The sequence below is a fragment of the Pseudomonas alcaligenes genome, from assembly GCF_041729615.1.
GTDB lineage: Bacteria > Pseudomonadota > Gammaproteobacteria > Pseudomonadales > Pseudomonadaceae > Aquipseudomonas > Aquipseudomonas alcaligenes_B.
The window spans coordinates 3,047,707-3,060,686 of record NZ_CP154874.1 but is presented as its reverse complement, the minus strand read 5'-3'; the positions used below and the strand labels follow the sequence as shown (position 1 = coordinate 3,060,686).

At 68.8% G+C, this 12,980-nt stretch carries 12 protein-coding genes; 8 read left to right on the top strand and 4 right to left on the bottom strand.

Translation table 11 applies throughout. From position 1 onward, the window contains the following. Positions 1-99 precede the first annotated feature (99 nt). Complete coding sequence (locus AAG092_RS14740; protein ID WP_373387258.1) at positions 100-1,179, top strand: MFS transporter; 1,080 nt, start codon at positions 100-102, stop codon at positions 1,177-1,179. Here the strand turns inward: AAG092_RS14740 and AAG092_RS14735 are convergent. The 3 genes from AAG092_RS14735 to AAG092_RS14725 form a co-directional block, all read right to left on the bottom strand. Further along, positions 1,172-2,821, bottom strand: coding sequence for an acyl-CoA dehydrogenase family protein (locus tag AAG092_RS14735; protein ID WP_373387257.1), 1,650 nt, complete (start codon positions 2,819-2,821; stop codon positions 1,172-1,174). The two genes, AAG092_RS14740 and AAG092_RS14735, sit on opposite strands and share 8 nt — an antisense overlap. A 1-nt stretch (position 2,822) precedes the next feature. After that, positions 2,823-3,458 carry a TetR/AcrR family transcriptional regulator gene (locus AAG092_RS14730; protein ID WP_110683905.1) on the bottom strand — a complete coding sequence of 212 codons (636 nt, stop codon included), beginning with the start codon at positions 3,456-3,458 and terminating at the stop codon, positions 2,823-2,825. Between the two features lie 114 nt (positions 3,459-3,572). Further along, on the bottom strand, positions 3,573-5,960 hold the full coding sequence (locus AAG092_RS14725) for a 7TM diverse intracellular signaling domain-containing protein (protein WP_373387256.1): 2,388 nt from the start codon (positions 5,958-5,960) through the stop codon (positions 3,573-3,575). A 192-nt stretch (positions 5,961-6,152) separates the two neighbouring features. On the opposite strand from AAG092_RS14725, the gene AAG092_RS14720 reads away from it, so the two are divergent. The 4 genes from AAG092_RS14720 (at position 6,153) to AAG092_RS14705 (ending at position 9,637) form a co-directional block, all read left to right on the top strand. After that, complete coding sequence (locus AAG092_RS14720) at positions 6,153-6,950, top strand: hydroxymethylpyrimidine/phosphomethylpyrimidine kinase (protein ID WP_021701870.1); 798 nt, start codon at positions 6,153-6,155, stop codon at positions 6,948-6,950. Further along, positions 6,947-7,582 carry a thiamine phosphate synthase gene (gene thiE / locus AAG092_RS14715; RefSeq protein WP_373387255.1) on the top strand — a complete coding sequence of 212 codons (636 nt, stop codon included), beginning with the start codon at positions 6,947-6,949 and terminating at the stop codon, positions 7,580-7,582. The genes AAG092_RS14720 and thiE overlap by 4 nt, the downstream gene beginning before the upstream one ends. Before the next feature lie 28 nt (positions 7,583-7,610). Then, complete coding sequence (gene hemL / locus AAG092_RS14710) at positions 7,611-8,894, top strand: glutamate-1-semialdehyde 2,1-aminomutase (protein WP_373387254.1); 1,284 nt, start codon at positions 7,611-7,613, stop codon at positions 8,892-8,894. A 134-nt stretch (positions 8,895-9,028) separates the two neighbouring features. After that, positions 9,029-9,637 (top strand): tetratricopeptide repeat protein, encoded by a 609-nt coding sequence (locus AAG092_RS14705; protein WP_373387253.1) that lies wholly within the window; start codon positions 9,029-9,031, stop codon positions 9,635-9,637. 3 nt (positions 9,638-9,640) lie between these two features. Here AAG092_RS14705 and AAG092_RS14700 read toward each other — a convergent pair whose 3' ends face one another. After that, the gene (locus AAG092_RS14700; protein WP_110683911.1) at positions 9,641-9,964 is read right to left on the bottom strand and encodes a DUF1820 family protein; all 324 of its coding nucleotides are present in this window, start codon (positions 9,962-9,964) and stop codon (positions 9,641-9,643) included. Positions 9,965-10,095: 131 nt separating this feature from the next. Here AAG092_RS14700 and miaB point away from each other — a divergent pair, with 131 nt between their 5' ends. The 3 genes from miaB to ybeY all read left to right on the top strand — a co-directional run bounded on the left by miaB (position 10,096) and on the right by ybeY (position 12,962). Continuing rightward, positions 10,096-11,424: a tRNA (N6-isopentenyl adenosine(37)-C2)-methylthiotransferase MiaB gene (miaB, locus tag AAG092_RS14695; RefSeq protein WP_110683912.1), complete on the top strand. Its 1,329-nt coding sequence runs from the start codon at positions 10,096-10,098 to the stop codon at positions 11,422-11,424. A gap of 97 nt (positions 11,425-11,521) precedes the next feature. Next, the gene (locus AAG092_RS14690; protein WP_373387252.1) at positions 11,522-12,514 is read left to right on the top strand and encodes a PhoH family protein; all 993 of its coding nucleotides are present in this window, start codon (positions 11,522-11,524) and stop codon (positions 12,512-12,514) included. Continuing rightward, positions 12,507-12,962 carry an rRNA maturation RNase YbeY gene (ybeY, locus tag AAG092_RS14685; protein ID WP_373387251.1) on the top strand — a complete coding sequence of 152 codons (456 nt, stop codon included), beginning with the start codon at positions 12,507-12,509 and terminating at the stop codon, positions 12,960-12,962. The genes AAG092_RS14690 and ybeY overlap by 8 nt, the downstream gene beginning before the upstream one ends. The last annotated feature ends 18 nt before the right edge of the window (positions 12,963-12,980 follow it).

The following is a 12,980-nucleotide window of genomic DNA, read 5'->3' as shown; positions in this document are numbered from 1 at the left end:
CCCCGCGCAGAGTCCCGACCCCGTCTCGCCCGCGCACTCGCGGGCAGCCGTCTTTCATGCTTGCAAGACCCGCCAGGTGCTGGCGGGTGGGAGTATTCGATGCGTTCTTCCTGGCTTCTCGCCGTTCTGATCTTCGCCGTGTCCGTGGTCGGCCTGAGCATGGGCACCAGTCTGCCGCTGGTGGCCCTGCGCCTGCACGCGAGCGGCTCCGGCAGCCTGCTGATCGGCCTTTTCTCGGCGCTGCCGGCGGCCGGCATGATCCTCGCCGCCCTGCTGGTCGGCCGCCTGAGCCGACGCTACAGCGGGCGCCGGCTGTACCTGGCCTGTTTCGCCCTGTGCCTGCTGGGCACTGCCGCGCTGCTGCCGACCGAACCGCCGCTGGCGCTGCTGGCCGGCGCGCGCCTGCTGCTGGGCATCGGCATGGGCGTGCTGGTGATCCTCGGCGAATCCTGGGTCAACGAGCTGTGCGACGAACGCCGGCGCGGCCAGGTCGTCGCGCTCTACGCCGCCTGCTTCACCGGCTGCCAGCTGGGCGGCCCGGCGATGATCGGCCTGTTCGGTGCGCAGAGCGCCTGGCCGGCGCTGCTGGTGGTGCTGGCCAACCTGCTGGCCTTGGCGCTGGTCTGGCACAGCCTGCCGGCCGCCTGGTCGGAGCCGACCGAGGCGGGGCCGCGGCGCTTCTCCCTGCTCGGCTTCGTCCGCGTGGCCCCGGCGCTGTGCCTGGGCGTGCTGTTCTTCGCCTTCTTCGATGCGGTGGTGCTGTCGCTGTTCCCGGTGTACGCCAGCGGCCATGGCTGGGCGGTGGGCGTGGCGGCGCTGATGGCCAGCGTGATCCTGGCCGGCGACATGCTGTTCCAGGTGCCGCTGGGCTGGCTGTCCGACCGCCTCGACCGGCGCGCCCTGCACCTGGGCTGCGGGGTGCTGACGCTAGCCCTGGGCCTGGCCCTGCCCTGGCTGATCGGCCAGCACTTTCGCGGCCCCGACCTGGTCACCGCCAATGCCTGCGTCGGCCTGCTCTGGGGTGTCGGCAGCCTGCTCGGCCCGCTGCTCAGCGGTGCGCTGATGGACGTCGGCCCGCAGGGCCTGCCGCTGGCCCTGTGCCTGGCCGCCAGCCTGTTCGTGGTGGCGGCCCTGGGCGCCCTGCCGCTGGCGCGGCGAGCGCTGCCCCGGCTCAGGTGAGGTGCGGGGTGCTGCGCGCCAGCAGCGCCTCGGCGTCGATGCCGCGCGGCAGGGTGCCGTAGACCCGGCCACCCTCGCCCAGGCGGCTGGCGATAAAGGCGTCGCTCACCGTGGCGTTGCCGGCCTCCAGCAGCAGCTTGGCCTGCAGGGCCACGGCCACGTCCTCGGTGAGCTGGCGGGCGCGGTACTGGATGTCGGCGGTGTCGCGGAAGTCGGCCTGCAGCTTGCCGATGTGCGCCTTCAGGCGCGCGTCGCCGTGGCCGTCGCCCAGCTCGGCGAACAGCGCGTCGAGTACCCCCGCTTCCTTGGACAGGGCACGAAGCACGTCCAGGCACTGCACGTTGCCCGAGCCTTCCCAGATCGAGTTGACCGGCGCCTCGCGGTACAGCCTCGGGAGGATGGTTTCCTCGACATAGCCGGCGCCGCCCATGCACTCCTGGGCCTCGTTGATCATCGCGGGCGCGCGTTTGCAGATCCAGTACTTGCCGATGGCGGTGACCAGGCGGGCGAACTTGTCTTCCTGATCAATGTGCGGGTTGTCCAGCGCCTTGCCCATGCGCATGGTCAGGGCCAGGGCGGCCTCGCTCTCCAAGGCCAGGTCGGCCAGCACGTTCTGCATCAGCGGCTGCTCGGCCAGCACGCGGCCGCCGACCTTGCGGTGCGCGCAGTGGTGCGCGGCCTGGGTCAGGGCCTGACGCATCAGGCTGCTGGAGCCGATCATGCAGTCGAAGCGGGTCAGCGCAACCATCTCGATGATGGTCGGCACGCCGCGGCCTTCCTCGCCGACCATCCAGGCCAGGGCACCACGGAACTCCACCTCGCTGGAGGCGTTGGCCCAGTTGCCCAGCTTGTTCTTCAGGCGCTGGATGTAGAACTGGTTACGCGTGCCGTCCGGGCGATGGCGCGGCAGCAGGAAGCAGCTCAGGCCCTTGTCGGTGTAGGCCAGGGTGAGGAAGGCGTCGCACATCGGCGCCGAGCAGAACCACTTGTGGCCGACCAGCTCGTAGGCCTGGCCCGGGCCGGGGATGCCGACCGCATGGGCCCTGGTGGTGTTGGCACGCACGTCGGTGCCGCCCTGCTTCTCGGTCATGGCCATGCCGATGGTGACCCCGGCCTTCTGCTCGATACCGACGTTGCGCGGGTCGTACTGGGTGGCGAGGATCTTCGGCAGCCAGATCTCGGCCAGGTTCGGCTGCAGCTTGAGCGCCGGCACGGCAGCGTAGGTCATGGTCAGCGGGCAGGCGTTGCCGGCCTCCGGCTGGTTGTGCAGGTAGTTCAGCGCGGCGCGGGCCACTTGGGCGCCTTCGCGCGGGTCACGCCAGGGCAGCGAGGGAATGCCGTGCTCGATGGCCGTGCGCATCAGCTCGTGGTAGGCCGGGTGGAACTCCACCAGGTCGACGCGGTTGCCGTAGCGGTCGTGGCTCTTGAACACCGGCTTGTTCTCGTTGGCCAGGAAGCCGGCCTGCATCAGCGGACCGCCGGCCAGGGCGCCGTAGGCATGCAGCTGGTCCTCGGCCCAGCCGCCGCCGAAGCGCCGGGTCCACTCCTGCAGCGGCAGGTCGAGGCGGTACAGGTTGGCGCCATCGAGGCTCGGCACCTGGTTGAACACTTCGTGGGTTTCCGCGTACTGCTGCAGGGACATGTCAGGACTCCGGGGCGCCGACGGCGCGCAGGCAGAAGGTGATCAGGGTTTGACTGACGCCGGCCAGGTCCGCCGCCGGCTGGCCGGCGTCGCGGGCCGCGCGGGCCGCCGGCGAGAGCGGGCCGACCAGGGCCTCGGCGATGGCGCCGACCAGGCAGGCGGCCACCAGGTTGACCTGCTCGACGCGGAATTCGCCGGCGCGCACGCCCTCTTCGAGCAGCTCGACGAACAGCTCGGCGTAGGCCTCGCGGAACAGCAGGCGCTGCTCGTCCACTTCCGGGTCGACCGGCTCGGCGATCAGGGCGAAGGCCAGGCGCCGACTGTGCCAGGCACGCGCGGCGAACTGCTCGAGGCCGGCGGCCAGGCGCCGGGCAGGGCGGCCGGGCGCACGCAGAATCGCGGCCAGGGCGTCGACCTCGATGCGGCAGGCGTTGCTGAAGACTTCCGCGGCCAGCTCACCCTTGCCGCTGAAATGGCGGTACAGGCTGCCGGTGGCGATGCCGACATCCTCGGCCAGGGCCTGCATGGTCAGGCTGGCGAAGCCGCCCTCGGCGACCCGCGCATGGGCGCAGGCAAGGATGCGTTCGCGCAGTTCCTGGGCGCGGTCGAGGCGTTCGGGGGTGGTGCGATAGGCCATGAGCTGGATCCCTGTTCATGAGTCCATCTCAGTGAATCACGATTCACTTCTTCAGTGAAGCAGACGATCCGGCCAAATCGCGGCCGAATCATTGCCTTTCGACAGACCGGCGCCTCAGTGGCTGGCCGGCTGGCACAGCACCCAGTCGTGCAGCAGGGTCTGCAGCTCGAGGAACTTCACCGGCTTGGCCAGGTAGTCGCTCATGCCGGCGGCCAGGCAGCGCTCGCGGTCGCCGCTGTGGCTGTGGGCGGTGATGGCCAGCACCGGCAGATCGGCGCAGCCGGGCAGGTGGCGCAGCGCGCGGCAGGTGGCGAAGCCGTCCATTACCGGCATCTGGCAGTCCAGCAGCACCGCGTCGATCGGCTCGCCGCGCAGCATCTCCAGGGCCTCGGCGCCGTTGTCGGCGGTACGCACCCGGTAGCCGAGCTTGAGCAGCATGCCGCGGGTGACCAGCTGATTGATCGCGTTGTCCTCGACGATCAGCACGGTGCACTGTTCCGGCCGGCGCTGCGGCACCCCGCCGATGCGCCGCGGGCTGAGCGGCGTGGCCTGGCGCTGGGCCGGCAGGCTGAGCTGCAGGGTGACGGCGAAGGCGCTGCCCTGCCCTGGCTGCGACTGGTGCTGCAGGCTGCCGCCGAGCAGCTCGACCAGCTGCCGGCAGATCGCCAGGCCGATGCCCAGGCCGCCGTACTGGCGGGTCATGGAGCCGTCCAGCTGGCGGAAGCGCTGGTACAGCTTGCCGCCCTCGGGGGTGACGAAGCCGATGCCGCTGTCCAGCACCTCGATGCGCAGCGGCATGCTGCCGGCCAGCGGCCCGGCGGCGGCCACGCGCAGCACCACGCGGCCCTGGTGGGTGAACTTGATGGCGTTGTCGAGCAGGTAGCCCAGCGCCTGGGCCAGCTTGGTAGCGTCGCCCTCGAGGGTGTCGGGCAGGCTGTCCTCCAGCTCGACGACGAACTCCAGGCCCTTGTCGGTGGCGCGCGGGCAGTACTGCGCGCGCAGGCCGTCGACCAGGCCGCGCAGGCTGAACGGCTCGCGCCGCGGGTAGAGCTTGCCGGCCTGCAGCTCGGTGAGGGCGAGGATGTCGTTGACCATGCGCATCATGTCGCGCGCCGAGGCGGCGGCGGTCTTCTGGTACTGCTCCAGCTCGACGTCCATCTTCACCGTCTGCATCAGCTCCAGAGAGCCGATCACCCCGTTCATCGGCGTGCGCAGCTCGTGGGTGACGGTGGCGAGGAACTCGTCCTTGAGCCGGTTGCTGTCGGCCAGCTCGCGGTTCAGCGCCTCCAGCTCGCGGCCGGCCTGCTGCAGGATGCGCGTGCGCTCTTCCTTCATCGCGTTGATGCGGTCGGCCAGGGCCAGCGACAGCAGGCCGACCTCCAGCGCCGAACCGAACTGGCTGGCGTACATGGTGAAGAAGCTGTAGGGCAGGTAGCCCAGCACCATCAGGGTGTTGATCACCCCGCCGACCAGGAAGGCGGTCCAGGCGAAGATGAAGTAGCGCGCCACGCGCATGCCGCGCAGCCAGGCCAGCACGCCGGCGCTGAAGATCACCACGGTGAAGGCCAGCGCCAGGGAAGTGGCCAGGCGCAGGGCGGTGGCGTAGCTGCTGGTCAGGGCCAGCAGCATCACCAGCGCGCCGAGCGCCATCAGCACGAGCAGGGCGCGGTCGACCCAGGGGCTGTGCTCGCCGGTGTGCAGGAAGCTGCGCGCGAACTGGCAGCCGAACAGCGCCGCCGAGCCGATCAGGAAGGGCGTCGAGGCATTAGCCCACCAGGGGTCGTCGGGCCAGAAGTACTGGATGCCGGCGCCATTGACCGACACCTGGTACAGGCCGAAGGAGGCGATGTAGAGGATGTAGTAGAGGTAGCTGGTGTCGCGGACGCTGAGGTAGATGAACAGGTTGTAGATCAGCATCACCAGCAGCACGCCGTAGATGATGCCGAGCACGTAGATGCGCGTCGGCTGCGCCTCGATGAAGGCCTCCGGCGCCCACAGCCCCAGGGGCATCTGCATCGAACCCTGGCTCTGCGCGCGCAGGTAGATGCGCTGGCTCTGCCCCGGCGGCAGCTCCAGGTTGAACAGGTAGTTGTTCTGCTTGATCTGCCGGCTGGAGAAGGGCAAGGCGTCGCCGGTACGGCCGGCCAGGCGGTAGCCGCCGGCGCCATCCGGCAAGTACAGCTCCAGGTGGTCGAGTGGCGGATAGGCCAGCTCCAGCAGCCAGTGCTTGTGCTCGTCGAGCTGCCGGGGCTTGTACAGCAAGTCGACCCGCAGCCAGAACACCGAGCGCGAGTAGCCGGCGTTGAGCACCGGCTTGCCGTTGGTACGGAAGCTGCCGTCCAGCGCCGCCGAGCTGACCTGGTCGATGGTCGCATCACCGCGCACGTCCTCGAACACCTGCATATGCGGGCCGAGCGGCAGATAGCCGGCATGCTCGTCGAATTCGACGGCGCGGGCCAGCCAGGAAAGACTGAACAGAACAACAAAGACTAGGAAACGCATGCAGGCCCGCCCGAATTCGTGCGCAGCCGTCCGGGAGCCCTCATCTCCCACGGGGACGGCGCACAGAATCCTTCTGTATTTGGTATGCCGGCACTCTATCACAGGGGCTTGCGGAAAAATCCGGCCGCCCGGACAAGTTGTCGCGCCCCGGCAATTGGGTGGTCCGGCCGCCAGGTGGTAAGCTCGCCGGCCATGAACAGACACAATTCCCGCCCCGTCGTCCTCTGCCTGTCCGGTCATGATCCCTCCGGGGGTGCCGGCCTGCAGGCGGACATCGAAGCCCTGCTCGCCCAGGGCTGCCACGCCGCCCCGGCGGTCACCGCGCTGACCGTGCAGGACACGGTCAACGTCAGCGACTTCCGCGTACTCGACCGCGACTGGGTGCTGGCTCAGGCCCGCGCCATCATCGCCGACCTGCCGGTGGCCGCCGTCAAGCTGGGCATGCTCGGCTCGGTGCAGATGGTCGATACCGTGGTCGAGATCATGCAGGCGCTGCCCGGCGTACCGCTGGTCTGCGACCCGGTGCTGCGCGCCGGCGGCGGCGGCTCGCTGGGCAAGGACGACGTCGGCTACGCCATGCGCGAGCGCCTGCTGCCGATCGCTGCCGTGGCCACGCCCAACCTGCCGGAAGCGCGCATCCTCGCCGAGCTGCCCGAGGGCACGGCGGACGAATGCGCCGCGAAGCTTTCCGCCTACTGCCAGCACCTGCTGATCACCGGCGGCCACGGCGATGAGGCCGAAGTACACAACCGCCTCTATGTGCGCGGCGGCGACTGCCACACCTTCACCTGCGCCCGCCTGCCGGGCAGCTACCACGGCTCCGGCTGCACCCTGGCCAGCACCCTGGCCGGCCGCCTGGCCCTGGGCGAGGAAGTGGTCAGCGCCGTACGCAGTGCCCTCGACTACACCTGGCGCACCCTGCGCGACGCCGAGCAACCCGGCCACGGCCAGTTCGTGCCGCGCCGACTGCCGCTGGACTTCTGCTCGTGAGTAGCCCGTTGCGCGGCCTGTACGCCATCACCGACAGCCAGTTGCTGGCCGATGGCCGCCTGCTGCCCTATGTGGAAGCGGCCCTGAAAGGCGGCGCGCGCCTGCTGCAGTACCGCGACAAGTCCGCCGACCAGGCCCGTCGCCTGCGCGAAGCCTCGGCCCTGGCCGAACTCTGTGCGCGCCACGGCGCCGAGCTGATCATCAACGACGACGCCGAACTGGCCGCGCGCCTGGGCGTCGGCCTGCACCTGGGCCAGGGCGACGGCTCCCTGTCCGCAGCCCGCGCCCTGCTCGGGCGCAAGGCGATCATCGGCGCCACCTGCCACGCCAGCCTGGCGCTGGCCGAACAGGCCGCCGGGGAAGGCGCCAGCTACATCGCCTTCGGCCGCTTCTTCACTTCGCAGACCAAGCCCGGCGCGCCGAGCGCCACGCCCGAACTGCTGGAGCAGGCCCGCGCACGCTTCGCCCTGCCGATCACCGCCATCGGCGGCGTCGGCCTGGACAACGGCGCCGAGCTGATCAGCCGTGGCGCCGACCTGCTGGCAGTAGTCCATGCCCTGTTCTCCGCGCCCTCCGCCACCGAGGTGGAGGCCCGCGCGCGTGCCTTCGGCGCGCTGTTCACTGCTTCCTGATTCGAGCCCCTTTAGAAAGAGAGCCGCCATGTCCCGTTCCGAAGTCCTGTTCGCCAACGCCCAGAAACACATCCCCGGCGGCGTCAACTCGCCGGTGCGTGCCTTCCGCAGTGTCGGTGGCACCCCGCTGTTCTTCAAGCACGCCGAAGGCGCCTATGTGATCGACGAGGACGACAAGCGCTACGTCGACTACGTCGGCTCCTGGGGCCCGATGATCCTCGGCCACGCCCACCCGCAGGTGCTGGACGCGGTGCGCAAGCAGCTGGAGCACGGCCTGTCCTACGGTGCGCCGACCGCCCTGGAAGTGGAGATGGCCGACCTGGTGTGCTCCATCGTGCCGTCCATGGAGCTGGTGCGCATGGTCAGCTCCGGCACCGAGGCCACCATGAGCGCCATCCGCCTGGCCCGTGGCTACACCGGCCGCGACGCCATCATCAAGTTCGAAGGCTGCTACCACGGGCATTCCGACAGCCTGCTGGTCAAGGCCGGTTCCGGCCTGCTGACCCAGGGCGTGCCGAGCTCGGCCGGTGTGCCGGCGGACTTCGCCAAGCACACCCTGACCCTGCCCTACAACGACATCGCCGCCGTCGAGAAGACCCTCGCCGAAGTCGGTTCGACCGTGGCCTGCATCATCGTCGAGCCGGTCGCCGGCAACATGAACTGCGTGCCGCCGGCACCGGGTTTCCTCGAAGGCCTGCGCGAGCAGTGCGACAAGCACGGCGTGGTGCTGATCTTCGACGAGGTGATGACCGGCTTCCGCGTCGCCCTCGGCGGCGCCCAGGCGCATTACGGCGTCACCCCGGACCTGTCGACCTTCGGCAAGATCGTCGGCGGCGGCATGCCGGTCGGCTGCTTCGGTGGCAAGCGCGCGATCATGGAATGCATCGCCCCGCTCGGCCCGGTCTACCAGGCCGGCACCCTGTCCGGTAACCCGCTGGCCATGGCCGCCGGTCTGACCACCCTCAAGCTGATCAGCCGCCCGGGCTTCCACGCCGAGCTGTCCGACTTCACCAGCCGCATGCTGGCTGGCCTGCAGGAGCGCGCCGATGCCGCCGGCATCCCCTTCGTCACCACCCAGGCCGGCGCCATGTTCGGCCTGTACTTCAGCGGCGCCGACGACATCGTCACCTTCAATGATGTGATGGCCAGCGACGCGGCACGCTTCAACCAGTTCTTCCACCTGATGCTGGAAGGCGGCGTGTACCTGGCGCCGAGCGCCTTCGAGGCCGGCTTCACCTCCATCGCCCACGGCGACAAGGAACTGGAGATCACCTTCGCCGCCGCCGAGCGCGCCTTCGCCAGGCTCAAGTGAGGGCCTGGAAGGGCGCTGCGAGAAATCCGGCAAAGACTTTGTAAGGACGCACCGGCTTATCACATAATGTGATGGCCGGCGCATTCAGCCGGCTGGGCATGAGGCCCGACCGTTCGCGAGGCGTTCCGATTTCCATGAGCCGCACCGGCCGCAACCTGCTCCTCGGTTGCCTGTTGCTTGTTCCCCCCCTGCTGGCCCACGCAGGCGACAACTCGTTGCTGGTGCCGGCCACGGGCAGCTGTTCGCTGGACAGCGCCGCCGAGGACCTTCCCCAGGCCGTGGCGGCCTGCCAGGAGCAGGCCCGCCAGGGCGATGCCCAGGCCCAGTACGAACTCGGCGAATTCTTCTACGACGGCCAGCGCGCCCCGCGCGACCTGCCCCAGGCCCTGCACTGGTTCGAGCAGGCCTCGCTGCAGGGCAACGCCCAGGCCCAGCTGCGCCTGGGCACCATGTTCTTCCGCGGCGAAGGGGTGCCGGCCAACAACGTGCAGGCCTACATAGTGCTGAAGATGGCGGCAGTGAATGGCTCGGACGAGGCCATGGACAGCGCCGACCAGGTCGCCGAGCGCATGCAGCGCGAAGAGCTGCAGGCCGCCAGCCAGGTGCTGGGGCAGATCTTCCGCAGCTACCTGCTGGAACTGCAGAACATCGACAGCGCCCCGGCCGCGCCCGGCTCGGGCTTCACCCCGGCGCCGGGCAGCACCCTCGGCAGCCCGCAGGTGCCGGCCTTCGCGCCGAACTGAGCCTCACTTCTCCGGCATCGGCATGGGGAACGGCATCACGTTGCCGCCGCCCCTGGCCTCGCTGATCTTCGGCGTGCCCAGGCGCTCCACCTCGTCGATGCGGATGATCGCGTGCATCGGCACGAAGCTGCGCACCACGCCCTCGAACTGCGCCTTGAGCTTCTCCTCGCTGGGGTCGACCACCACCTGGGTGCGCTCGCCGAAGACGAACTCTTCCACCTCCAGGAAGCCCCACAGATCGCTCTGATAGATCTGCTTGGCGTACATCTCGTACACCTGGCCCTGGTTGAGGAAGATCACCTTGTAGATGGGTTCGCGCTTGCTCATGGGGGAAGAATAGAGGACGGCTGCAAATCGGGGCGCGCATCTTAGCACAGCCACCGGGCCGGCAAGCCTAGGAAGCTGGGTGGTCGCCGCCTATAATGCGCGGTTCATCCGAACCACCCCGACGAAGACAGATGGCCAAGAAGCTTTATATCGAGACCCACGGTTGCCAGATGAACGAGTACGACAGCTCGCGCATGGTCGACCTGCTGGGCGAACACCAGGCCCTGGAAGTCACGGAGAACCCGGCGGAAGCCGACGTGATCCTCCTCAACACCTGCTCGATCCGCGAAAAAGCCCAGGAGAAGGTGTTCTCCCAACTGGGCCGCTGGCGCGAGCTGAAGCAGGACAACCCCGACCTGGTGATCGGCGTCGGCGGCTGCGTGGCCAGCCAGGAAGGCGCCGCCATCCGCGACCGCGCGCCCTATGTCGACGTGGTGTTCGGCCCGCAGACCCTGCACCGCCTGCCGGAGATGATCGACGCCGCGCGCACCACCAGAAAGGCCCAGGTCGACATCAGCTTCCCCGAGATCGAGAAGTTCGACCGCCTGCCCGAGCCGCGCGTCGACGGCCCCAGCGCCTTCGTCTCGGTGATGGAAGGCTGCAGCAAGTACTGCACCTTCTGCGTGGTGCCCTACACCCGCGGCGAGGAGGTCAGCCGCCCGCTGGCCGACGTGCTGCTGGAGATCACCCAGCTCGCCGAGAAAGGCGTCAAGGAAGTCACCCTGCTCGGCCAGAACGTCAACGGCTTCCGCGGCGAGACCCCGGACGGGCGCATCGCCGACTTCGCCGAACTGCTCTATGCGGTGGCCGCCATCGACGGCATCGAGCGCATCCGCTACACCACCAGCCATCCGCTGGAGTTCTCCGACGCCATCATCCAGGCCCACGCCGAAATCCCGCAACTGGTGAAGTTCCTCCACCTGCCGGTGCAGTCCGGCTCGGACCGCATCCTGGCGGCGATGAAGCGCAACCACACGGCACTGGAATACAAATCGCGCATCCGCAAGCTGCGCGCGGCGGTGCCGGACATCTGCATCAGCTCGGACTTCATCGTCGGCTTCCCCGGCGAGACCGACAAGGACTTCGAGCAGACCATGAAGCTGATCGAGGACGTCGGCTTCGACTTCTCCTTCTCCTTCATCTACAGCTCGCGCCCCGGCACCCCGGCGGCGGACCTGGTCGACGACACCCCGGAAGAGGTGAAGAAGCAGCGCCTGCAGATCCTCCAGACGCGCATCCACCAGCAGGGCTTCGAGATCAGCCGACGGATGGTCGGCAGCACCCAGCGCATCCTGGTCAGTGACTACTCGAAGAAGGACCCGGGCATGCTCCAGGGCCGCACCGAGAACAACCGCATCGTCAACTTCCGCGCCAGCAACCCGCGCCTGATCGGCCAGTTCGCCCTGGTGCACATCGACGACGCCCTGCCCCACTCGCTGCGCGGCACCCTTATCGACTAACGGCTAGCCCGCAGACAGGCGCCCGAACTTTCGCCCTCGGGCGCCTGGAGTTATCCTTCGACCATCATTCCCGCCGCACAGCGGCAACCGGACCACATTGAACGCGCCCATAGAACCCCATCGCTTCATCCTCGAACCCTTCGAAGCACGCCGCTTCGCCAACCTCTGCGGGCAATTCGACGAGCACCTGCGCCTGATCGAACAACGCCTGGCCATCGAAATCCGCAACCGCGGCAACCAGTTCGAACTGGTCGGCGAGCCCCGCCACACCCAGTCCGCCGAGAACCTGCTGCGCCGCCTGTACCGCGAGACCAAGAGCGCCGAGCTGTCGCCCGACCTGGTCCACCTGTACTTGCAGGAATCCGGCCTGGAAGCGCTGGACAGCGGCAAGGCCGACGCCGGCATCGCCCTGCGCACCAAGAAGGGCGTGATCAAGCCGCGCGGCGCCAACCAGCAGCGCTACGTCAAGGCCATCCTCGACAACGACATCAACTTCGGCATCGGCCCGGCCGGCACCGGCAAGACCTACCTGGCGGTGGCCTGCGCGGTGGACGCGCTGGAGCGCGAACAGGTGCGGCGCATCCTGCTGGTACGCCCGGCGGTCGAGGCCGGCGAGAAGCTCGGCTTCCTCCCCGGCGACCTGGCGCAGAAGATCGACCCCTACCTGCGCCCGCTGTATGACGCGCTGTACGAGATGCTCGGCTTCGAGACGGTAGCCAAGCTGATCGAGAAGCAGGTGATCGAGATCGCCCCGCTGGCCTACATGCGCGGCCGCACCCTTAACAACAGCTTCATCATTCTCGACGAGAGTCAGAACACCACCCTCGAGCAGATGAAGATGTTCCTCACCCGTATCGGCTTCGGCTCCACCGCCGTGATCACCGGCGACATCACCCAGGTCGACCTGCCGCGCGGCACCAAGTCCGGCCTGGCCCACGTGATGGAAGTGCTGAAGGACGTGCCGGGCATCAGCTTCACCCACTTCAAGCCCAAGGACGTGGTGCGCCACCCCCTGGTGCAGCGCATCGTCGAGGCCTACGAGCGCTTCGAGGAGCGCCAACCCGGCAAGGACAGCCCGCGCGATGCTTGAACTGGACCTGCAGAATGCCTCCAGCGCCACCACCCTGCCCGCTGAGGCGCAGCTGCGGCGCTGGTGCGAGCTGGCCCTGCGCCAGCGCACGGCCGACTCCGAGCTGACCATCCGCCTGGTCGACGAGGACGAGGGCCGCGAACTGAACCGCACCTGGCGGCACAAGGACTACGCCACCAACGTGCTGTCCTTCCCCGCCGAAATCCCCGAAGGCATCCTCGACATCCCGCTGCTCGGCGACCTGGTGATCTGCGTGCCGGTGGTCGAGCGCGAGGCCCGCGAACAGGGCAAGGCCCCGGAGGCCCACTGGGCCCACCTGGTCATCCATGGCTGCCTGCACCTGCTCGGCTACGACCACCTCGAGGACGAGGAAGCCGAGGAGATGGAAGCGCTGGAACGAGAATTGCTGGCCGAACTGGGGCATCCCGACCCCTACGCCGAAGAATAAGAAGGCACCGAGAAACAC